Raw genomic sequence first — 23,059 nt, forward strand, 5'->3', positions numbered from 1 at the left:
ACAATGGCTACAACAATTACAGCTAAACCATTTAATAAAGAGATGCAAACCATTTTAAGTGAGTTGACTTCTGGTTATCATGCAGGTGAACTGAGCGAGAAGGACAGCTCAGAGCTACCTAAAGATATTTACCTTATTGAAGATGATCAAGAGATGGTCGGATATGCGGTAATATGGGAGTATCAAATTGGGAATCAGTTGATTCATAAGGCGGAAAAGGATTATTTTAAAGTTGATGAGAAGTATTTAGAAAGAGACTTCTATATGGATATTAAGGACAAAAGAGATTACGTGTTTATAGAAGCATTAGATATATTGAAAGAACATGAGGGTAAAGGTTATGCGAAGTTCTTTATCAACTGGCTTAAGGTAAAATACCCAAACAAAAGAATGTACGTGTACACACTAGATAAAACGCGGAACTTCTGGTTTAAGCAAAATTTTGAGGTGCTCGGGAGTACGGTATGGATGTCGTATAACTAAAGCTGCTAATTGTGAAGAGGGGTGCTGAACCCCTCTTTTTTTGTGCGAAAAATTAAAACTCGACTCCGCGAACTTTAGAAAATATCATCGTATCCCTTAGTAAACCGTCTTCATCATATTTATCGTTACGAAGAATTCCTTCCAATGCGAATGCTAGACGTTCAGCAACTCGAGCACTTTGCTTATTTCGGGAGTCACATCGAATTTCAATACGATTCGCCTGCAATTGTTGTATGGCATAATTCGTTATCGCATCTACTGCTTCAGTGATGTATCCTTGTTTGCTAAATGATGTGCATACCCAATAGCCAATTTCAAACTTGCGTAAATGCCAGTCTATCCGGTGTAGGCCGCTGCTTCCAACTAATTGACCAGTTTCCTTCAGAAATAGCAGCAGTCTTAAATCAGTCTGCTCCAAAAATTCTAATCGAGATTGCCTTATGCTTGATTCGGATTCTTCAATTGTAGGAATGTTTTTTGCCCATGGCATCCATGGACGCAATTCTTCTATACTGCCTACAACAGCCCTATGTACAGCCGGACCATCTCCCCATAACGGAGCACGTATGAGCAGACGTTCACTCTCGAAACTTTCAGGTATGGATAACAAATTCGGGTCATTGTTAGTTGTGCCCATCTGCTTCGCTCCTCAGAAAATATTTCAAATAAACGTAACATAGTGGAACTTTTTTTTGCAAGATGTATTTTGGAATTGTTGGACATCAGCATTGAACGGGTGATTTTTGTTGACAGTATATTCCTATTGTATTATTATCTATTTTTATAATATTCTAATTAGATATTCATTAAATTAATTGAATGGTAGAATCCGTACAACAAAATGGATGCTTATAAGAGTGAAGGAGGCAATCGTGAACACGGTAGGCATTTTGGGAGTAACCCATGACAATGAACTTAGGAAGAAATATCATTTAACGCTGGATGTCATTAAAAAATTAATAGTAGAGTTTAATCCTGATGTGATCTGTGGTGAGGTACTTCCATGTAGTTGGGAGCAATACAATAAGGATCGTACCCTTTGCGGATATTTGGGAGAACCAGCTAGTGAATATGGGGATTTGATCTTTCCATTATGTGAAGCTAAAAATTATGAATTTGTACCTATTGATTGGCTTGAGCTTGATGTGTGGATGGATTTTGACCCGTTACACCTTTACAACGATCAAAAAAAGCAACAATTAAACGTTGAGCTAGAGCGATGGTCGCACATGCAGCTTTCCACTTGGGATGCTGGTATAGTCCCATTAAATTCAGTAGAATATGACAACGTTACAAGACAGAAGTACGAATGGCTTGAGCGAATTAACCCGCAAGCTCATTTATTTAGATGGGTGTGCAGACACCTAATCATGATTCAGCGTATAAAAAATGCGATCAAGAAGCACTTGGGAAAACGAATTCTAATTATTGCAGGGGCAGATCATAATTATATGTTTTATGAAGGATTATTGGCGGAGCCAAATATTCAGCTTGTATATCCTTTGAAGTCATAGATGATACAATAAGGAATGATTCAGAAAAAATGATATAGAAATGATGTTGATGATGAAGATTGAACTTGGAGAGCAAACAATTGAGTTTCATGTTGAATACGGATCGAGAAAAAAGATATCCATTCAAATCAATTCTACAGGACTAATTACGGTGAAAGTTCCGAATGGTACTAGTGACGAAGTAGTAATGAACGCTGTGAAGCAGCATGGACAAGCCATACTAAAGCAAATGGATGCAATTGAGAAAACCCGTGAAGCTCCAAAGATTAAGGAGTATGAGGATCAAGGTAAGTTTCTTCATTTGGGGAAATACTATATGCTTCATGAATTAATAGAGACAACCGATTTGACTGAAGAGGAGCTTAAACGCGACCTAAAGAAGTTCTATTTCCTCAGCTGTAAGAAGGTAATAGCCGAACGAATCAAAATATATCAAAAGCAACTTAAAGTAAAACCAAAAACGATTGAAATTGTGGAGTCTAGAACGAAGTGGGGAACATGCAGTTCGGATAAAGAGTTAACCTTTAACTATCGTCTAGCGATGGCACCAATAGATGTGATTGATTATGTCGTTATCCATGAATTATGCCATCTTACTCATATGAATCATGATCGATCTTTTTGGAGGCGTGTCGGAAGTATAATGCCGAATTACAAAGAAAAAGAAGAGTTTTTGGGTCGGTATGGGCAAGCGATGACGTTATGAAACTAACATAATTCAGCTTATTCTTAATTCCGTCAGACAGAGGTAACGATCAAGTGACCTCTGTCTTTTTCACGAATGCCCGATCGATTATTTCAGAAGCATTCCAAACTTAAACTTCGTACAAGCAAGCGATCACCCCTCTTTGATCACTTACACTTCCGTTCAAAGTATGTTAGCACTTAGGACATTTTTCTACGATAGGCATCTTCAACAAGTTGTTTTAAACCTTCAGTCCTTATTGCAATAAATGTCTCCCAAAATAGTTTACCTTTTTCACGTAATTGATCTTCAGAATAACTGCCTTCTTCAAAATTCCCCCAACATCCGTCTTCGGTTAATTTGTCCCAACCCATATAATCCGCATAAAGTCGACTTTCAATAGGAACGTTTGAACCCATGGAACGCAGTTTGACATGTTCGGGGCAGAGCCACATAGCTGTGCAAACCGATAATAACCCGCCGTGCATCTCATTCAAACCTTCGAGCCCTGCTCTTTTCGCTGCTTCTTCCCAAGCTTTATGATTATTATGATTTGGTGCAATTATTATAATGTGAGGGTATTTGTAATTGATATGTTTAACGAAAGCTGCTTCCCAATAGGCTCCGCCATGTCCATTGCAGACGATAAATTTTACGAATCCTTGTTTCGCCAAGTTAACGATTATATCTTCTAACATTGCTGTCAAAATCGTCGGGCTGACAGTTATCGTCCCTTTAAAGTTGGCATGTTCTTCAGATGTGTTAAAGGGGAGAGTAGGCAGTACGTAAGCATCTAATTCCTTTCCGTACGATTCAGCATACAATTCGGCGATAAGAGTATCCAAGTGCATCGGAAGGAAAGGCCCGAATTGTTCTGTCGCTCCTACTGAAATAATGACAGTATCGATTTCACTGCTTGCAATCTCGGTTGTTGTGTTTCTATAACTAAACATATAAAACCTCCTGTTAGTTTGGGCTATTTTCTTTGCTATTAGATTTGTTCCGATAGGGTTAAATCGTTTATGACAATAGACACTCTATAATTCGCGATAAGGTTTAATTTGTTTAAAAACGTATCAAGCATCTCGTTAGACGGGAATCTGCATTCGAGGAGATAACAGCCTTCACCGCTTATTTTGAAATTATGTACGATATATTGCTGTTCAGTCTCTGTGAACAAGAGGTAAGGTTTATGATTATAGTCTTTCATCAGAACGGTAATGATCGAATGAACAGGGTAGCCGATTTTAGCTTGATCCAGGAGTACGGTGTAACCTTTAATCACTTTGTTTTCTTCGAGTTTAAGAACACGGTTTGTTGTTGCTTGACCTGTCAGATGTACTTTTTCGCCTAGCTCCTTCATAGAGATCCGCGCATTTTTCCTCAACTCTTCTACTATTTTCAAATCAGTAAGGTCTAGCAAATTGGCTAACTCCTTTCAATAATCAACTTTTTACCTTCATTTACTTGATTAGATGTAAGTTCTTATTTCACTGTAATTATTATACTAAAGGGAGGTTGTTAAAGGTAACTAATTGATAGCGAAGGGGGGGATGGAAATGAAGATTAGACTAATAAGAAATGCAACAATTGTTTTAAGTTATGGGAAAAAAACGTTTTTAATCGATCCTTTTTTTGCGCCAAAAGGGGCTTATGCAGCCTTTCCTAATACTGCGAATCAAGTTGGTAATCCAACTGTAAATCTGCCACTTCCTATCGAAGAAATGATTGATGTGGATGCAGTTATTGTTACTCATTTGCACGTAGATCATTTTGATCCAACAGCAATTGAAGTTCTTCCAAAAGACATTACTGTAATCGCACAGTCAGATGTCGATGCAGAAGTTATTAGAGAGAAGGGTTTTCACAACGTACAAACTTTGTATGAGACGTCTACTATTGGAGATATACGTCTAAATCAAACAAGTGGTCAACATGGGACAGGTGAAATTGGTCTGATTATGGGACAGGTATCTGGTGTTGTCTTTCAGCATCCCGATGAGCAGACGCTTTATATAGCTGGAGACACCATTTGGTGTGAAGATGTTGAGAAAGCAATAGAGACGCATAAGCCCGAGGTTATCGTCGTTAATGGAGGCTCTGCCCAGTTCCTGCAAGGGGATCCCATTACGATGAGCAAAGAGGATATCTATCGGACGTACGAAGAAGCGCCGGAAGCCTCAATAATCGTAGCTCATATGGAAGCTGTAAACCATTGTTTGTTAACAAGGAAGGAATTAAGAAGCTTCATTGAAGAGAAGAGACTTTCTTCGAGCATCTTAGTACCAGAGGATGGAGAAACGATATCATTTTAAACAAAAGAGAAGGGCGGAGTGATTACAGTGAAATGTAATCTCTCTGCCCTTTGTTTTGATCAAGCACTATCGGATTCTATTTTAATAAAAAAAGAAGCAAGCAATCCAACCGCAACAATAGAAGCTAACGTCCCGAAGGTGACTGTGCTGTTTCCTATCTTTATCAGGTTGATCGCAACGATTGGCCCAAGAGTAGCTCCGATAAACAATACGAATGTATACAACGTAACCGCTAATCCTCTAGCTATTCCAGATATGCTACCAATCAATGAGATTAAAGAAGGAACAACAACCGAAATGCCCGTAACATAAATAACGCTCATACCAATTAGAACGGGAAGACTTGTGCTAATACTAAGTAAAGTAAGCCCCGCTATTGCAAGGAGTAATCCGCCATGAAGTACATGAATAGCTCCAAACTTCTTTACAAATAAGCCTGTAAACGGAGAAGCTAACATGCCAACGATACCTGCCGCTCTTATCATCAATATATGGTCGTCGCTTAATTCAAAAGGAGGAATTATTAAATAATTTCCTAACGCGACATACATCCCTACAAAAGATAGAAGAAGTGTAACCGTCACAATATAACAATATCGTAATGATGATATTGACCGAATTATTTTAAGTTGCTGGCGGAGAGTCCCTTTATCCACATCTTTCTGAGGAAGTTCGCTTTTAGGTATAAGGATGCCGAGTAAAATAGCTGACAACAAGTAAATGACACTAAGCGTAAAAAATACGTATTGCCAGCCTACGTTTACCTCAATAATTCCGCTGAACAATTGCCCGATAATACCTGCTAAAAGAAACCCCATACTTACAAAGCCAATTGCTGTCACCCTTTTTTGGACTGGGTATGCTTTAACAATGTAAGTAAGAACGGCTGGTGCAAATGTTGAGGCTGCTAAACCTTGAATTGCTCTTAAAGCGGTGAGTAAAGTCAGATTTTGAACTAGACCAAGTAAGGGTGATACAACGGATAAGGCTATTAATCCATAAAACATCATTTGTTTTGTGCCGAATTTATGTGAGAGAACACCATTGAAGAGAAAACCTATTGCATAGGCTAATGAGAAGGCACTGCTTATCCATAGTGCATGTGAAGGAGGAACGCTAAACGTTGTTGCAATAACGGGAACTAAAGGAATAGTTACATATAAGGCACATACAACCGCTAGTCCGCACCACGTTAAAATTGCTGTAACTCTGTAATCGTGGTGGAGTCCAGAAGTTCTGTTCAACTTGAAGCTTCTGTTATCCGACTTTTATTAAGAAAATCGGGATCGGTTGCAATTGCGCCTGCTTGCCCCCAGTTCGTTAATGGCGTTTCTCTCAAAATAACGAGAACTTTATCAGGGGGTAAATTGAACAGCTTTACAGTAACATCGGTTAATTCCGTAATCCATTTCGCCTTTTGCTCAGGAGTAAATCCTTCCCAGCTGTCAACATTGATAATTGGCATACAAACATCTCCTTTAAAATAAGTGATTAAGGTGTGTAACCTCATAACGTTAATTGTAACTAAATTACAATGTATGTCAATAGGTTATTATTGATTGTCACGATAGTGCAATTGTAGTAAAATGTAAATATGAGACATACTCGGTGAAGGTGATGACATGAATTCAAATGAAGAATTAAAAAATGTGTTATTGGATGTAGATTTTATTAGCAAACTAGTTGTAGGCATTGGTGAAGTGGCTGAAATAACTGACGTTGCTACAAGGCAAATTCGATATTGGGAAGAGAAGGGGATTATTAGCTCTTCCAAAGAAACAGAAGGAACGACAAGGAAATATGATTACTTGAATGTGAAAAAGATCATTTTGATAAAAGAACTGTTGGACGATGGTTATACGTTAGATGCAGCTGCAAAAAAGGTGGAAGACAGAATGAAGGTTATTAACGAGGCGTTTGCTAAATTAGCAAAACGTTCTTAACTTTGTGGTTGCTGCACGATAAATTTTTCTGCCCCTGTGGTTAGGATTAACGATTATAAGAGCATATGTAGAAGGGTCGAGAAGCCTTGTGGGTTTTGGAATTTTGCTCGTATTAAGTGCAGGGTTTCTTCATTCGATTTGGAATCTGTATACAAAGAGAAGTATAAACAAATACGTTTTTTTATGGTATTGTCAGCTCGCATCTATACTCATCTTTTTGCCATGGACCATTGTAGAATGGGGAAATACGGAGCTAACAAGTACGGGCTGGTGGATCATAATTGCCTCTATGCTTCTCCATGGACTATACCTCGTTTTATTAGCCGCAACATATTCAATAGGTGATTTATCACAGGTGTATCCAATCATGAGAGGTACAGGACCGTTATTAGTGCCTCTTCTCGGAGTCACTTTACTAAACGAAAAGTTATCTGTATTTGGGTGGATAGGTGTTGTTTCTATTGTGATTGGAATTGCGATGTTAAGTAACATTTCATTTAAACGTAATGAAACTTCTACTTTGAAGGCTCCATTATTAGCTCTCACAGTAGGGATATGTATTGCTAGTTACATAATCGTTGATAAGATAGCGTTAGAATACGCTCCGGCAGTAGTCGTTAACGGAGCAAGCAATATAGCAGGTGTAATTGCACTTTCATGGTTTGCATTTCGTTCGACAGGTATGCAGAATGAGCTCAAAGTAAATTGGAAAATTATATTGTTAGGTGGACTCATTGCGCCTGGAGGGTACCTCTTATTTTTGTTCGCCCTTAATTACGGACCAGTTGCACAGCTCGCCCCTATGAGGGAAATAGGAACCGTATTTGGAACGATTATGGGTATCTACATTTTGCGAGAGAAACAGGGTAAGAGGCGACTAATTACTTCCATATTCATTACAGCTGGAGTTATTGTGTTAGGGTTGTGGGGATGATAAAGGGAGGATGAAGCATATGGATACTTATACGGAGATAGCATTAGCTATTCGCAAGGCGAAAAAAATAACGGTCCTAACAGGAGCAGGAATCAGCACAGCAAGCGGTATACCTGACTTCCGATCAAGGGGCGGATTGTATGACAATAAAGTTAACGTTGAAGATGCTCTATCGGAACAACAATTTCAAGAGAATCCTGAGCTATTTTGGGAATATTATAAAGATATTTTTAATATTAAATTAACTAATCAGTACGAACCTAATTTCGGGCACACGTACCTCAGAGAGTTAGAAGAAGGCGGGAAAGGAGTTACCATTTTAACTCAGAACGTTGATGGGTTACACCGTAAGGCAGGAAACAAACATGTATATGAACTACATGGCACAATCGAAAAAGCATATTGTCCGTATTGTCATCAAGCGTATTCGTTAGACGATGTGCTTAAGGGAAATGTTCCTAGATGTCTAAATGATTCCACGATTTTAAAACCAGATGTTGTACTGTTTGGTGGGGTAGTCAAACATATGGAGGAAGCGTACGAAAAAACGGTGGAGTCAGATTTGTTTTTGACAATGGGTACTTCATTAAATGTATATCCAGTGAGAGATATCCCAAGTTACGTTCAACATGCTAGTAGAACTACAAAGATTATTATTAATAAAGAGGGTACACGCTCTGACTATATGTTTAATCACGTTATCCATGAGGATATTAATGCAGCGCTAAAGAAAATAAAGAATGCAGTAGAGAACATAAAAAACGCTTCCCAATAAGGGAGGCGTTTTTCTTTTTTAGCATTGTTTCCATACTTGGATTTATTTTATAATAGCTGATAAAAGGGAGGTTGGTAGTGATGGCAAATCAGTTTGTCAGAATAAGTAACGACTCATGCAGAGCCTGATTCTAGGGGCGATACTTTGCGTGGGGTGAACAGTCGCGATTAATAATGTCGCCCGAGATAGCTAATATCGTTTCTAATAATGGGCTCTGCACCTTATTTATTCGCAAATAATAAAAAGGGACTGAGAAAATGACTAATCCATTTATTAGAAACCATCAATATAATGTAATTAAGAAGCAGGCTAATCAACTACAAATTGCCTGTAACACCGTCTCTGACCGAAAGGTAGTAGAAGCGCTTCGACAAAGCGTTCTGTTTAGAATTTTGGAAGCATTCGAATTTGCGACAGAAATTCAGAAGCAATTACTGGAGAAAGTTTCGACGTTAAATACGGCAGGAGAGTTTCAACAATACTTGCAGTCGCTTGAGCCATATATCACAGAATTCGTGCAAGTCACTGAACCACAACTTAAGAAACTATTCCCGAAAGTAAAAAAGCTGAAGGTTCCCCATTTAGCTACTATTGATTACCGCTATATCACTTATATGGGATGGCACGATATAGCAACGGATAAAATGTTTCTTGTATACCACCTAGACGGTCAGCTTATAGGAATAGAAGGTAGATTCAATCGAGTGAACAAAAAAAGCGTTTGTTTTGTATGTAATCGACATGCAGAAGTTGCGTTATTTTCGGCGGTAGCAAAGTCGAAGCCTGCGAATGCTTCGTCGGATTACTATAAAGCTATCGGCAACTATTTGTGTGTGGATAGCGATAACTGCAATAAGAACATTATGGATGTCGGCTCGCTGGAAGCTTTTTTCCACGCTGTTACGGGGAAGCGACATACGTAACATGGCTGAGTCCCCTAAATGGGAGTAAGTTTAAAAAACAAAGAGACGGCTTATATGGTGCCGTCTCTTTGTTTTTTGTATTGGGTAATGGAGCCTGCATACTGTTATCTGTTTCGGCCCGAATTTACTGAACCTCCACAACATAACGCTCCCCTTCATAGGTAACATAAACTTGAACATTATGATCGTGCAGCAACTCATCTAGTTCCATTTCCGAGTATTCCCTGTATCTCGATTCGAATGAAAGGACGTAGAGATATTGAGTGATACATCATATCTGATTCCTTTGGGCTTTGGATCGAATGCAATATCGGTGAGGGTAACTGTTGTTGAATCGATTTTAATTATTTTAAAAGGGACTTGAAACTCTTTAGGCTCTTCAGTAGCTTTAATCGTTACAGTCGGTTCTATTTCCACATTCTCTACTATTTCTTTTTGAATGATAGCCTTATCATTTCCTTCCGAACAACCAACTAATAGTAGCCCCAATATAACAAATAGAAAATAGTTATTTTTCAATGAAATTCTCCTTTGGCATATCGTGCACATAACCAACAGTGTAAAGGTAATTATTTACAATAGCAAACTCGATTAGGTGGAGGAATAATTCAGATCATGATCGGCTAGTGCATATAGAAGATGGGGAGATGTGTTATTATGGTGGAGTGGCTGGGATTGATAACATCCAGAGGCTATTCGAGAGTAAACTGGAGGAAATACAATGAACGATACTGTGAATGAAATAGCAGGATGGATGTTTAATGAGTTAAGAAATGCGGGGATGTTATACCAAGAAGCGGCCGTCGAATACATTAAGAGCCATTATGGCGAACAATATATTTACGTCAACGAAGCAGGACATACTTCGATCGATAAAGAGGTCAAGAAGGCGTTCAAGAAATTGCATGGCGGTAAAGCTGCTTGGGATCGGGACGGATTTTTCTGGGCATGGACATCAGCTATTAAGATGTAACTATAGGAGCGATGATTGGAGTAATTCCAACATCGCTCTTTTTACGTGTGGTCAATAAATGGGGTTAGGTTCATCATTCTTATCTAAATTAGATGCACGTGACAAGCTGTTCGCCTATAGACTGTTCGTATATGAACTTGAGGAGCGTGTCATTCAATGATGTATGGAACTACCCCATATCATTATTACTATTATTACGTAAGGCAAAGTCATCCTAGTTTGTGGCCATCTTCAAAAGTAGCTTTAAATCAAAAGCTACGCACTTTATGGGAGCAACATGTTTTTTGGACGAGATTAACGATAAATAGTATCGTGGATCGACTTGCAGACGAAAAACAAACAACAGCAAGACTACTCCGAAATCCTAAAGATTTCGCAGCGTTGCTTGAGCCATTATATGGACCCGATATTGCTCATAAGTTCGAAGTGTTGTTCACTGAGCATTTAACAATTGCAGCTGAACTCGTCAAAGCATTGCAGGCTGGGAATACAGCAGCTGCGGCGGATGCACAGAAGCGTTGGTTTGCTAATGCAGAAGCCATCGCAATCTTTTTGAACCAAATTAATCCCTTCTGGTCAAGAGCAGAATGGAAAGAAATGCTTGATGAACATCTCAAACTTACAGCTGAAGAAGCGACAACCCGTTTAGCTGGTAACTATGATAAAAATATCGCATTAAGCGATGAAATCGAAATACAAGCACTCCATATGGCAGATATGATGATGGATGGTATTGTAGCACAGTTTCCAACCTTATTTACGATGTGATGTTGAGAGATTGTCATAGATAAAGTGACTAGTAAAATTCCATTATAATGAAAATTGGAGTTGATACTGGTCTATGTGATAGTTATGATAAATGAAGAGATGAAACGAGATGGGAATCTAAATTCCCCATGCGGATACCCCTGTGTATCTGCTTTTTGTTGTCTAAAGGGACAAAACATCTCGATAGACCTATACCATCGTGTCCTATTCATTGGAGGGATCGTTTGATGACTCGTAGCAATAATAAAATAGCACTTGTTACCGGAGCAGGTAATGAGAATAGTATCGGTACTGCCATTTGTCGTAAATTAGCTTCTCAGGGTATAGATATTTTCTTCACATGTTACAAGTCGAATGTTGATTGGATTGAAAGATTTCAGAATGAGCTCATAAATAGTGGCGTTCGGAGTGCAGGTTTAGAGATAGATTTTTCTCAAAGTGATGCCCATCTACAACTATTGGATACAGTATCACAAAAACTAGGTTTTCCTACTATACTCATTAACAGCGCCGCACATTCAATAGATGCTAATTACTTAGAGTTAGATGCGAAGTTATTAGATGATCATTACGCCATTAATGTGAGAGCGACTTGTCTGCTAAGTGTTGAGTTTGCCCGTCGTTTTGAACAGTTTAAGGAATCATCAGGTCGAATTATCCATTTAACATCAGGACAAGGACTAGGCCCAATGCCAGGGAACTTAGCTTATGTTGCATCAAAAGGTGCAATAACCGCATTTAGCCAATCGTTATCAGCTGAGTTAGCTCATTTGGGTATAACTGTGAATGCGGTTAATCCCGGGCCAACAGATTCAAATTGGATGACGGATGAAATTAGAAGGGATCTTTTGCCCAAATTCCCAATGGGACGCATAGGACTTCCAGAAGATGCTGCACGAACTGTGGCGTTTCTTGCAAGTGAAGATGCAAGCTGGATAACAGGGCAGGTCATTCATTCGGAGGGCGGGTTTTCGCGGGGGTAAGTATAAGCGGTGGATATAAAAAATAAAATGACCCCTTTATAGGGGTCAGACATCAATTTGATAAAGTTTGCGCAACTTGATGGTTATGAATATTATTTCTGCGTCTTCTCTTAAGTTTGCTAAGTGGGGGAATTTGCTCTATGCTAAATAATTTTGTTTTATCTAAATTCAGCAGAATTAAAAATGCGCTCGTATATAATGTCAAACTAAGTAAATTCATGTTACCTGATAAAATAAAGTTAATATGCATAAACATACAAATGAGTACAGAAGGTAATATTCTAAAGCCTAATATAATGAATACGCCCAAAATAATTTGGACAATGGGTATCGTATAATTGAAGGGGATGACCCAATGCATACAGAAGTGTTCGATGAAAAATTTGTAGAATTCAGGAACTTGTGGTTTTAAAGTAGATGCTTGTAAATACTCCGATAAAAATTGCCCAGGAAATTGAAACCAAGAAATTTCGCCTGATTTCCCAGTTATTTTAGTTATTCCTGCAAGTAACCAGCCGAATCCAAACATCAGTCGCATTAGAGTAACTAATGTTAGATAGATTAAAGAGGGAGTTTTATTCAATTTATTCATTTTTCTCATTGATCTGGATATGTACACTCTATATGCACCCCTAAACAATAATCAGTCGCATTGTTCTTACTCTTCCTCGAAATAGATACAAGGATACAAGAAGACAAAAAAGAACATAATCTACATATCGACGGCAGTTGCGGAAAAGAAAGCGCTTTATGTAATTTATTGCAACTCCTTTATCTTACATGAAAATTCATCCATTGTCTTTGGACGATTTTGTATAGTTTTGTCGATATTTAACATAATTAACACATATTTTATATCGAACAACTAGGACCAAATACTTATGTTCGACATGTCTAAATAAGAAGAAGCCAACTTAACATTGACTATCGATTTAATCGGGTGTATATTAGATGTGTAACCGGTTACTTATCTAGGGTGGAGTGAGAGAATGGCTTCTATAAAAGACGTTGCAGGGCTTGCGGGTGTATCTGTTGCAACCGTATCCAGAGTGCTAAACGACAAAGGATATGTTGGGCAAAGCACAAGGGAAAATGTTGAACAAGCAATTAAACAATTGAACTACAAGCCAAATGAAGTAGCGAGAAGTTTATTCAAGAAAAAGTCGAATACGATTGGTCTAATCGTACCGGATATTATGAACCCTTTCTTTACAGAACTTGCGAGATCTGTCGAAGATACAGCAACTAATCTTGGCTATAACGTTATATTGTGCAATTCTGATGGAGATAGTGAGAAAGAACAATCGTATTTAGAGGTGCTTAGGCAGAACTATGTAAACGGTATTATCGTTTCCTCAAACACACTAACGGCTAATCAAGTGGAGGAGCTTAATATCCCGGTAGTCAGTATTGACCGCGAGATAAGTAAGGGACTACCGACAATTGTTGTAGAGAACCATAAGGGCGCAGTGCTAGCTACTCAGTTTTTGCAAAGTAAAGGCTGTACCAAAATTGCTCATATTAGAGGGACAGATGGAGTCGTCAATGCTGAGGAACGTTGTAGCGGTTACTTAGAAGTTGTTTCTAACGAACCTTGGTTTAGTGATAGCTGCATCGTAAATGGAAACTTTGATATGCAATCGTCCATTGAGGCGACGAAAGAACTTTTTATGAATCATCCTGATGTGGACGGAATATTTGCAGCTAATGATATTATGGCAATCGGTGCTATAAAAGTAGCTCACCAGTTGGGTAAGAAAGTACCCGAGCAAATTAAAATAGTTGGATTTGATGGCATCACACTTTCTACCGTCATGACACCAGAGTTAACGACCATTGTACAACCTATTTACGAACTAGGTGAGAAGGCTACGATCGTGTTAGTTAATCAGATGGAGCAGCAACCGCTAGAAAAGACATATTATAGATTAGATGTTGAACTTATAGAGAGAAATTCAACTTAAGGAGCTTTGGCATGGAGCAGAAACCGACAATTACCGTTGTAGGAAGTATTAACATGGATCTCGTTACCATTACTTCGCAAGTGCCGAAGGTAGGTGAGACGCTATTTGGACAACATTTTCAAATGAACCCAGGTGGCAAAGGCGCAAACCAAGCAGTTGCGGCAGCGAGACTTGGCGCTCATGTGCAATTGATTGGCTGTGTAGGCCAAGATAGATTTGGAACAGATTTAGTGGAGCATCTTCAAAAAGAAGGTGTTAATGTAGCAAATGTGGAACCGGTTACAGAAATAACAGCAACTGCAACGATCATCGTATCTCATGGAGATAACAGTATTATTGTAGTACCAGGAGCTAATAACTATGTAACAGCTGCTTTCGTAGAGTCCAAACGAGAAGTCATTGCGAATAGTGATCTGCTTATCGTTCAGCTCGAAACACCACTTGAAGGTGTAATGAAAGCGGTAGAAATTGCAAAAGAAAATGGTGTAACGGTCATTCTTAATCCGGCACCTATTCAAGATCTCCCTTCTGAACTCATTCGTAATATTGATTATGTGACGCCAAATGAACATGAACAAATGTTGCTGAAGCAAAACCGTGAAGAAGATGAGCTTTATGGAAAGCTGATTGTAACGAAGGGAAGTCAAGGTGTGTCCCTTACTGAAGAAGGTAAAGAACTTATCATTCCTGCTTACAAAATAGATGTTGTTGATACGACAGGTGCAGGCGATTCGTTTAATGGTGGACTAGCTGTTGGTCTCACTAAAGGACTGAGTTTGAGAGAGGCTTGCGAATATGGCAATGCAGTTGCAGCTCTTTCGACGACGAAGCTTGGTGCACAGACAGGAATGCCTACTGCTGAAGAAGTAGAAGCTTTTATTAATAGTAAGGAGTAGTCGAATCAAGTTCGGCTGCTTTATATAACATTTGTGAAATCGCTTACTTTACAACCCTAAGGAGGATTAACAACATGACAAAGAGACCAGTTATTATTGATACAGACCCGGGGATTGATGATGCAGTAGCACTGGCAATTGCACTATATAGCGAAGAGTTAGAGGTTCGGTTAATTACGACTGTTGCAGGCAATGTAGGACTTGAGAAAGTAACGAAAAACGCACTAAGATTGCTACAGTTCTTTGGCAAAGATATTCCAGTAGCACTTGGAGCTGCAAGACCTCTTATTAAAGCACCAATTGATGCTAGTGATATTCATGGGTCTACAGGTATGGATGGTTTCGAATTCGAAGAACCGACTAAAGATCTTGTCCTTAAAGAACATGCTGTAAACGCTATGCGTCGTGTCTTAATGGAAAGTGTAGAACCGATCACACTTGTACCAATTGGCCCACTAACGAACATTGCTTTACTTCTAAATATGTACCCAGAAGTGAAAGATAAGATTGCTGAAATCGTATTGATGGGTGGCTCTACAGGGCGAGGCAATATGGGCGTTATGGCGGAATTTAATATTTTTGCAGATCCAGAAGCGGCGAAGATTGTGTTCCAAAGTGAACTGCCAGTTGTTATGCTGCCACTAGATGTTGGACTTAAAGCGCTTGTTTATCCAGAAGATAGTGAGAAGCTAAAAGGGATGAATGAGACAGGCCGTATGATTTATCAATTGTTCCAAAAATATAGAGGCGGCAGCATGAAAACAGGGCTGAAAATGTACGACAGCACAGCAATTGCGTACTTGCTGAAGCCAGAAATGTTCCAAGTTGCAGACACGTTCGTTGATGTAGAATTAAGCGGAACGTTAACAACAGGATGTACAGTAGTTGATTTGAAAGGGTATCTGGGTAAGCCAAGCAACGCAAAGGTTTGTATCGATATTGATGCCGATATGTTCAAGCAATGGTTTATGGAAAGTTTGCAAAAGTGTAATTAAACACATCAAGATATTCGGGGAGGAATTTAGGCCATGGATTCTAATATCGTCATGTATGCCTCTGCTATTATTGCTGTATTAATCGTTATCTATATGCTAATCAAAAAAATGGATATAAAAATTACACTTTTCCTAATGGGTATAATCCTAATTTTCATTAGTATGGGAATGGGTAACGAAATTGCTATTAAAGGGTTTGAGTCAACGGGATCGTTCCTATTAGATCCGCTGCAAGTCATCGTCGCACAGTTTAAACAAACGTTCGGCGCGGCAGGATTTATCGTCCTTATTCTTGGTGGTTACACAGCATATATGTCATCCATCGGTGCAAATGAAGTAACGGTTAATGCCTTAACGAAACCGATTTCAAAGATCAAATCAGTATATGTTTTGGTTCCAATCGTATTTTTGCTAGGAAATGCATTGTCTCTTGTTATTCCAAGTGCTTCAAACCTAGCGATCATCTTGCTCGCTACGTTGTACCCGATTTTAAGAAAAGCAGGTATGACAGCACTAACAGCAGGTGCAGTTATTGCGACATCGGCAACGATCGTTCCTACACCGCTTGGCAGTGATAATGTTGCGATTGCTGAGGAACTTGCGAAACATTCTTCTTTCGCTGGACTTAACGTAACGGATTATGTATTTAACTATCACGCACTAGTTTCCATTCCAACATTGATCTTTATCGCTGCTGTTCATTACTTCTGGCAGAAGAGAATGGACAAAAAAGCTAATCTGCGCGCTGGAGCTGGCAATGATGTTGAGAACGTGGACGCACCGGCAATTGCTGTAGTTAGTGGCGGCAAACTATTCAAAACAGTGTATGCGATTCTTCCTGTATTCCCGATCATTCTTCTACTTGGTGCTTATGGTGTTCAAATGGCAACAGGCAACACAATTAACATTAGTGTTGAAGTAGCTACGTTAGTATCATTAATTCTAGCAATTGTGTGTGAGTTGTTTAGACATAAATTTAACAAGAGTGTATTGGTTAAAACAGAAGCATTCTTTAAAGGTATGGGCGATGCGATTCCAATCGTAGCACTACTCGTTGCAGCTTCTGTGTTTGTAACTGGTTTGAAATCGATTGGTTTGGTAGATCAACTTCAAACGTCGATGCAACAGATGCAAGGTAACGGATTAGACTTTATTTTACCGCTTATCTTGGTTGCACTAACGGCTCTTATCGTTATTCTTAGCGGTAGCGGAACAGCACTAATCTTTGCAATGGTACCATTGATTGTTCCTTTGGCAGTCGCAGCGGGTATTAGCCCAATTGCTATTTCCGTACCACTTGGTCTATCTGGTAACCTGTTCAGAGCTGTGTCTCCAGTTGCGGCAGTTATTCTAATCGTAGCAGGTACAGTGAAAGCAGATCCGATAGCTATCGTAAAAAGAACAGCCGTTCCGATGATAGCTGGGGTAGTGTTTATGTTCATCTTATCGATGATTATGTTCCTTTAGTAAGTAGTTGGGATTGTTATAAAATGAGGGAAAGAGCAGGCCTTGGGGCTTGCTCTTTTTTTGTTGTGTTTCGTAACATTTGTACGGTCATTGTCAAAATGTAAATTCTAAAATGAAGTTAGTTACAAAAAAATACAAAATAGAATGTAATTAGACAAAACCTCCTAATGAAAATATATACAGTTTTAGATAATATTAGGTGTGGTCAAATTCAGATAAGGATGTGTCATAGTGAGTAATGAAATGAACAAGGAAAAACATTTGGGTAAAAGGCAAAAGCTTTTTCTGCTAGCAGTAATTGCGATGTTTATATTATTTACGGTTTTTAGTTTAGGTAAAGTGAAGGCGTATTCATCCGTAGGGAAGGAACCTAATATAAAGATCGCAATCATTAAGGATAATAATGAGCTGAACAAAGTTATGTATACGGAGAAGTCTACTCTAACAATTAATGCAGTAACAACTAACATGTTTGCAACCAATGAAAGTTTGAATCAAACCAATGTACGGCAGCACTTTGAAAGTACTGGTGAAGTGGAGACTCACATTATACATGTATCTGGGAAGTCTGATTCTTTAGCCAAAGCTATTGAATGGTCTATTAATAATGGGATAGGAGTGTTGGAGCTACCGAGTCAAACAAAAGCATTTTCGAAAAATGATTTGGCCTTATTAAAGAAAGCTAGAGATCTTGGCATCATATTCATTCAAAAAAGTGATTTGAGTAACAAAATTGATCAATCAAATTCTGTCATTGCAGCAATTGAAAATAAAAATATGGATCAACTAAACAAAGATACTTATCAATATAGCGCAAAACAGGGATATTTACTAAAAAATGTAGGCTCAACTGAAGTTAAGACTAAAGGGTTGCCAATCATTAAACTCATATCGGCAGAAGGTACAAGTTTAATGGATACTATACTATTTATGCTAACATTAGATTCCTCTTTAACTCAAGATCAGATCCTCAATATTTTAGTTACAACAGCTAACCCCTACGGAATTGCAGAAGATTATTTCTACCTCATAAATGTAGTAAGAGCTTCTGAAGTAATTATTATGGAAAAAACAGAAGGGAAGACTTTAAGGCAACAGAAAGCACCTGCAAATACAGCAAGTAAGAACTTAATAGCAAACACCTCAACAACAACCCTTCCAACGATAACAGCTTCAGCTATTACACCTACGTCCATTACATGGCAAGTAACTTATGAAAATCCATCTGCTTATGGAAATCGATTAGAACTTTTTCACGATGCGTCAAGGCAGTGGGTGAACGTTTCAGGAACTCACTATACTCAAAATGGTAGCTATACATCCAATAATTTGCTACCGGGACATAGATATACGGGGAGATTAACTTATTACAAAAATAATGCTTGGATCACCATCGATCATGAATTGAACACGATAGCAACAGGCACACCTAGTCTTACAGTTAGTCCAATAACAGATAACTCAGCCGTTATTAATGTTACCTATCCGACGAACCAAGTGTATGGCAATCGGTTGGAGCTTAAAGATAAGAAGACAGGAAAATGGACGTTTGTTACTGACTATAGGGCAAAAAGTGGTAGTTATACGTTAGACAAGCTGACGCCCAAAAATGATTATTTTGCAAGAATGTTATGGATGAGTGGTACGGAATGGAAAGTAGTTGATGTCCACTTTAGTACTCTGGAGGCAAAAAAGCGGATTGAGTATGTCTATGATGCAAGTGGGAAATTGATGTCGGTGAAGGATGCGAGAACAAATACTACGATTACTTACAATTATGATTTGAACGGGAATCTTGTTGGAACAGTAAAGCAAATGACGGGTAATAGTAAGACTGTAACGATAGAAAATACGAGTAACATAAACACATTTCCTGAACTCGTAATCTATAATCAAGATGGTTTTAAAGGGACATTACGCAAAGATGGGGCCGCCATTGTAATATCGGGATCTTTTACTCAGGATAGCTATACTCGAACAACATTATGCCAGTTTTTTAGGACTGGAACTTATAATGCACAGGGTAAATGGATGTTAACAAATGAGACTAATTGTCCAAGACATATTGAAGTTTCTGACAATGGATATAGCGGTGTTTTATTTCCGACGATAACAATGGGACGTCAATTTTGTCCATCGAACGCTAGTACTCCTAATGCGGCTTGTACAGAAATTTGGGAAGTAACCTATTCAGGAAAAGTAGCTAAGCCAGCGGTGGATACTAGAATTTGGAAGCAGGTATATAGAGGTTTAGTGTATTTGCAATCATAAGCAAAATAGTGTTGGAGATTATAAAATTTTACTAGTGAGGGAGTACTGAAAGATGAAAAAGATAGTTTGGACTCTTATTATCGTAATGTGCTTAGAGCTTGTAATGCCGAGCTTATCAGGAATACAACAAGTAGCAACAGCTGTAGGAGAGCAGCAGATAGAGAAGGAGGTAAACGAACAAGGAGAATTGTTAACAATTGATAGTTTATCTGCAAAGTATAACTTACCCCCTTCAACTATTGTCGAATTGCTGAATCAAGAGTATACACTGCAAGACCTTTTGGCAGCGTTAAAAGTGAACTCAGACATTACTTCATTATCCGAAACGCTAACACAATTGTTTCCTGGCAAAGGGAAACTAAATCTACAAACTACGGTGACCGATGCAACGTACAATCTAGATGTATCACTTCCAGTAAATTTAAAAGAGTTTATGAGTGTCACTCAAGCGGTATACGGTGAGAAGACGGTAACAGATTCTGTCTATCAACATACACAGAGAAGTTTAATGAGTAGTAATTCTTATGATGAATTAGGACTAGGTAATCAACACGTCAAACTGGATCAAGCCCCATACAGCGTAAGTACAGGCGTGGAAAATATCTCAACACAAGATGGATCATTGAACTTAAAGTCGACGGATATTGGCATCCCCGGACGAAACGGACTCTCTTTCAATTTAACACGTTCCTATAACAGTAATGCAGCAGAATATTACAATAAAAATGTGCGACAAGTAAAAGAGTATCTAGCTGATTTTAATATCATTTATAAATTAGTAGTTAAAGTATTCGATCAGGTAAATACGGTGACCTATACCGATTACGTGCCAGGAAAGCCAGGTGTGTTTCAATATTTGGGACGGGAATTTACAGTTCCTGATAGGAATATTATACAAGATTATAATTTTTTAGATGTGAGTGAATATATTAAAAATCTTAAATTAGATGGAAATGTAAGGGCAGCTTCTTACCGCGCAAGAGTAAGCGGAGTTACGTTTGACTTGGAGATATATCCTACACAAAATACGTATCTTAACAGCTACACTGAACAATATTATTATGGCTACGCATCAGAGACTAAAGCAGATATGATGGATAGTCGAATACGCTTAGGTAAAGGCTGGTCTTGGGATATTCCATATGTAAGGGTAGAAGGCACGAATACTCAATATGTATCTCTGCCGAGTGGCGGTGGAGTTTATAAAGCTGGGATCTATAACGACTTAGAAAATTATCCATGGAAGGATGTTTATTTTGCCAAAGATAACACAAAGTTATTTAACGGTGAAGCTACAGCATATGTTCTGAAGTATAAGCGAGGAATGACGTATTATTTCTCTAGTGAAGGATATTTAATTCGCCAAGAGGATGCGTATGGTAACTATTTGGATTATAAGTACGAGCTTTATGGCACACAGTTTGTTCTTAAGAGAGTGACGGATCCACTCGGCAACAACGTTACGTTAACGTATACAGGGGATAAGATTACAGCATCGAACGGAACAGACAGTGTTGTGTATCAACTGGGATATGTTCCAAATCATAATTTGCAATATTTGCAGTCTGTTACTGATGTATCTGGTAGAACAACGTATTATAACCATCAATTTGCAGAGTCAAAATTTTCTGTTACACGTAGAAAGACACCTTACGCTCGGAACGACTTTGCACTTATTAATGGCATTCATCATCCAACAGGCGCAAAGACGGAGTTTAAGTACGATTCTATTCTTCGTAACCCAAGTGACGGGACAAGACAAACGCAATTCCGTGTTGTAGGGCGTAAAGATGTGACCAGTTATACGGATGGGCGTACAGTAGAGAGCAATATAAACAATTTCAGTTATCCAACAGATGCGTATGAATCACCAGGTAGTTACAACTATCAAACGATTATGTCTAACGGAGATTTAACGTCAACGTTTACGTACAAAAAAGTAAAAAGAAATCATTATGATTATAAGTTTTACAACGTAGAAACGATGCAAGAGGGCGGCCCTACTAAACAAGTTTCACAGCAAACGTATGACGAAGTTCTCGGCCATTCCTATCCGATTCAAATCATCTCGAAGAAAATAAGTGGCGGTGCAGAGAGTCCATCCGTTATCGTCAATCGTCAGTATGACCAAGATGGAAATGTAACAAGTGAAACGAACAATATGGGTGGAAGCACCCAAACAACCTATGATCCTACGTTTGCTCTACCACAAACGGTGACAAGCAAATTAGATACAACCAAGCAGTCCTTCACACGATTTGTCAGAAACGGACAAGGTTCAGTTGTAGAATCGAAGACATATGCAAACACAGAAAGTGGTCAGCTGCTACGCCATACCAACTTTGAGTACGACGGATATGGCAATGTTACGAAAGTAATTGCTAACAACACGAATGGAAAATCGGGGGTGTACAAATACCTTTACGGCCCGGAATACCAGCATGCTTATATGACACAGCAGGAAATGGAAGTAACAAATGTAGACGGTGAGAAAACGAACATTGTCGAGAAGGCAACGTATGATCGACTCACAGGAAGATTGCTAACGTACACGGATGGGTTAAATCAGACCACATCCTATACGTATGACCGTCTTGGTCGGACAACCTCGGTCAAGATGCCGAACCAAGCACAAGCAAGTTATGTTTACAATGATAGTACCAACCACATAGTAGCGAAAAACACGCTTGGAGAAGTGCAACAAGTTTGGTTCGATCCGCTGGGCCGCAAAGTACGAGAGACACAAGGGCTAGGTGAAGTGAAATATGGTTACGACGAACGGACTAGTCACTTGTTATGGCAAGATGATGCTTATGACAATCGTACCAATTTTAGTTACGATGCGTTTGGTCGTCCGACAGTAACTACATTTGCTGATCTAACCTCTTCACGGGTGGAATATGATGATATTGGGCTTACAGTAACAGCAGTTGATGCTGAAGGGAATCGTTCACGTGTAACATCAGATATCTTTGGCCGTGAAGTTATGGTTGAATCGTTACAGAACAAGCAGAACTATGTACCGATTATGAAAAAAGAATACAATGTGTCAGGTGCTGTTGTTGCTTCAATAGACGGGAATGGCAATAGGACCACGTACAACTATGATACGTTAGGACAACTAAGCGCGGTTATCGATGCGCAGAAACAGACGACAAGCTACCAGTATG

24 protein-coding genes are annotated in these 23,059 nt (G+C 38.9%); 17 read left to right on the plus strand and 7 right to left on the minus strand.

What is annotated here, in order from left to right; genetic code table 11:
- Positions 1–3 precede the first annotated feature (3 nt).
- Positions 4–483 carry a GCN5 family acetyltransferase gene (locus I6N90_RS21965; RefSeq protein WP_197937822.1) on the plus strand — a complete coding sequence of 160 codons (480 nt, stop codon included), beginning with the start codon at positions 4–6 and terminating at the stop codon, positions 481–483.
- Between the two features lie 52 nt (positions 484–535).
- Here I6N90_RS21965 and I6N90_RS21970 read toward each other — a convergent pair whose 3' ends face one another.
- Positions 536–1,120 (minus strand): GNAT family N-acetyltransferase, encoded by a 585-nt coding sequence (locus I6N90_RS21970; protein WP_197937824.1) that lies wholly within the window; start codon positions 1,118–1,120, stop codon positions 536–538.
- A gap of 235 nt (positions 1,121–1,355) precedes the next feature.
- Between I6N90_RS21970 and I6N90_RS21975 the strand changes: the two genes are divergently transcribed.
- Both I6N90_RS21975 and I6N90_RS21980 read left to right on the plus strand, forming a co-directional pair.
- Positions 1,356–1,997 (plus strand): hypothetical protein, encoded by a 642-nt coding sequence (locus I6N90_RS21975; RefSeq protein ID WP_197937826.1) that lies wholly within the window; start codon positions 1,356–1,358, stop codon positions 1,995–1,997.
- A 52-nt stretch (positions 1,998–2,049) separates the two neighbouring features.
- Entirely contained in the window at positions 2,050–2,703 is a 654-nt protein-coding gene (locus I6N90_RS21980) for a M48 family metallopeptidase (RefSeq protein WP_197937886.1), read from the plus strand.
- A 179-nt stretch (positions 2,704–2,882) separates the two neighbouring features.
- On the opposite strand, the gene I6N90_RS21985 is transcribed toward I6N90_RS21980, so the two are convergent.
- Positions 2,883–3,635, minus strand: a complete 753-nt coding sequence (locus tag I6N90_RS21985) for a creatininase family protein (protein WP_197937828.1) — start codon at positions 3,633–3,635, stop codon at positions 2,883–2,885.
- Between the two features lie 38 nt (positions 3,636–3,673).
- Complete coding sequence (locus I6N90_RS21990) at positions 3,674–4,105, minus strand: Lrp/AsnC family transcriptional regulator (protein ID WP_197937830.1); 432 nt, start codon at positions 4,103–4,105, stop codon at positions 3,674–3,676.
- 136 nt (positions 4,106–4,241) lie between these two features.
- On the opposite strand from I6N90_RS21990, the gene I6N90_RS21995 reads away from it, so the two are divergent.
- Complete coding sequence (locus I6N90_RS21995) at positions 4,242–4,997, plus strand: MBL fold metallo-hydrolase (protein ID WP_197937832.1); 756 nt, start codon at positions 4,242–4,244, stop codon at positions 4,995–4,997.
- A 59-nt stretch (positions 4,998–5,056) separates the two neighbouring features.
- On the opposite strand, the gene I6N90_RS22000 is transcribed toward I6N90_RS21995, so the two are convergent.
- Positions 5,057–6,241, minus strand: a complete 1,185-nt coding sequence (locus I6N90_RS22000) for an MFS transporter (RefSeq protein WP_197937833.1) — start codon at positions 6,239–6,241, stop codon at positions 5,057–5,059.
- Positions 6,238–6,462, minus strand: a complete 225-nt coding sequence (locus I6N90_RS22005) for a tautomerase family protein (protein WP_197937834.1) — start codon at positions 6,460–6,462, stop codon at positions 6,238–6,240. Before I6N90_RS22005 ends, I6N90_RS22000 begins: the two co-directional genes overlap by 4 nt.
- A 157-nt stretch (positions 6,463–6,619) precedes the next feature.
- On the opposite strand from I6N90_RS22005, the gene I6N90_RS22010 reads away from it, so the two are divergent.
- The 4 genes from I6N90_RS22010 (at position 6,620) to I6N90_RS22025 (ending at position 9,572) form a co-directional block, all read left to right on the plus strand.
- On the plus strand, positions 6,620–6,940 hold the full coding sequence (locus I6N90_RS22010; RefSeq protein ID WP_197937835.1) for a MerR family transcriptional regulator: 321 nt from the start codon (positions 6,620–6,622) through the stop codon (positions 6,938–6,940).
- An 88-nt stretch (positions 6,941–7,028) separates the two neighbouring features.
- Positions 7,029–7,874: a DMT family transporter gene (locus I6N90_RS22015; protein ID WP_197937836.1), complete on the plus strand. Its 846-nt coding sequence runs from the start codon at positions 7,029–7,031 to the stop codon at positions 7,872–7,874.
- A 19-nt stretch (positions 7,875–7,893) separates the two neighbouring features.
- Positions 7,894–8,649 (plus strand): NAD-dependent protein deacylase, encoded by a 756-nt coding sequence (locus I6N90_RS22020; RefSeq protein ID WP_197937837.1) that lies wholly within the window; start codon positions 7,894–7,896, stop codon positions 8,647–8,649.
- 257 nt (positions 8,650–8,906) lie between these two features.
- Positions 8,907–9,572: a FusB/FusC family EF-G-binding protein gene (locus I6N90_RS22025; protein ID WP_197937838.1), complete on the plus strand. Its 666-nt coding sequence runs from the start codon at positions 8,907–8,909 to the stop codon at positions 9,570–9,572.
- 201 nt (positions 9,573–9,773) lie between these two features.
- On the opposite strand, the gene I6N90_RS22030 is transcribed toward I6N90_RS22025, so the two are convergent.
- Positions 9,774–10,091: a hypothetical protein gene (locus tag I6N90_RS22030; protein ID WP_197937839.1), complete on the minus strand. Its 318-nt coding sequence runs from the start codon at positions 10,089–10,091 to the stop codon at positions 9,774–9,776.
- A gap of 202 nt (positions 10,092–10,293) precedes the next feature.
- Between I6N90_RS22030 and I6N90_RS22035 the strand changes: the two genes are divergently transcribed.
- The 3 genes from I6N90_RS22035 (at position 10,294) to I6N90_RS22045 (ending at position 12,296) form a co-directional block, all read left to right on the plus strand.
- On the plus strand, positions 10,294–10,545 hold the full coding sequence (locus I6N90_RS22035; protein ID WP_197937841.1) for a DUF6953 family protein: 252 nt from the start codon (positions 10,294–10,296) through the stop codon (positions 10,543–10,545).
- Positions 10,546–10,701: 156 nt separating this feature from the next.
- Positions 10,702–11,313: an acetylglutamate kinase gene (locus I6N90_RS22040; RefSeq protein ID WP_232243237.1), complete on the plus strand. Its 612-nt coding sequence runs from the start codon at positions 10,702–10,704 to the stop codon at positions 11,311–11,313.
- 227 nt (positions 11,314–11,540) lie between these two features.
- Complete coding sequence (locus I6N90_RS22045; RefSeq protein WP_197937843.1) at positions 11,541–12,296, plus strand: SDR family oxidoreductase; 756 nt, start codon at positions 11,541–11,543, stop codon at positions 12,294–12,296.
- 52 nt (positions 12,297–12,348) lie between these two features.
- Here the strand turns inward: I6N90_RS22045 and I6N90_RS22050 are convergent, their stop codons facing one another.
- On the minus strand, positions 12,349–12,888 hold the full coding sequence (locus tag I6N90_RS22050; RefSeq protein ID WP_197937845.1) for a hypothetical protein: 540 nt from the start codon (positions 12,886–12,888) through the stop codon (positions 12,349–12,351).
- Between the two features lie 397 nt (positions 12,889–13,285).
- Between I6N90_RS22050 and I6N90_RS22055 the strand changes: the two genes are divergently transcribed.
- The 6 genes from I6N90_RS22055 to I6N90_RS22080 all read left to right on the plus strand — a co-directional run.
- Positions 13,286–14,260, plus strand: a complete 975-nt coding sequence (locus I6N90_RS22055; RefSeq protein WP_197937847.1) for a LacI family DNA-binding transcriptional regulator — start codon at positions 13,286–13,288, stop codon at positions 14,258–14,260.
- Between the two features lie 11 nt (positions 14,261–14,271).
- Entirely contained in the window at positions 14,272–15,156 is an 885-nt protein-coding gene (gene rbsK, locus I6N90_RS22060) for a ribokinase (RefSeq protein ID WP_197937849.1), read from the plus strand.
- Positions 15,157–15,230: 74 nt separating this feature from the next.
- A complete protein-coding gene (gene rihC / locus I6N90_RS22065; RefSeq protein ID WP_197937851.1) occupies positions 15,231–16,151 on the plus strand; it encodes a ribonucleoside hydrolase RihC in 921 nt (306 codons plus the stop codon).
- A 33-nt stretch (positions 16,152–16,184) separates the two neighbouring features.
- A complete protein-coding gene (dcuC, locus tag I6N90_RS22070; RefSeq protein ID WP_197937853.1) occupies positions 16,185–17,618 on the plus strand; it encodes a C4-dicarboxylate transporter DcuC in 1,434 nt (477 codons plus the stop codon).
- A 231-nt stretch (positions 17,619–17,849) separates the two neighbouring features.
- The gene (locus tag I6N90_RS25320; protein WP_332262494.1) at positions 17,850–19,889 is read left to right on the plus strand and encodes a hypothetical protein; all 2,040 of its coding nucleotides are present in this window, start codon (positions 17,850–17,852) and stop codon (positions 19,887–19,889) included.
- Between the two features lie 52 nt (positions 19,890–19,941).
- Positions 19,942–23,059, plus strand: a 3,118-nt coding sequence (locus tag I6N90_RS22080; RefSeq protein WP_197937858.1) for an RHS repeat protein, incomplete at its 3' end; no start/stop codon positions are given.

Source organism: Paenibacillus sp. GSMTC-2017, assembly GCF_016019935.1.
Lineage (GTDB): Bacteria > Bacillota > Bacilli > Paenibacillales > Paenibacillaceae > Pristimantibacillus.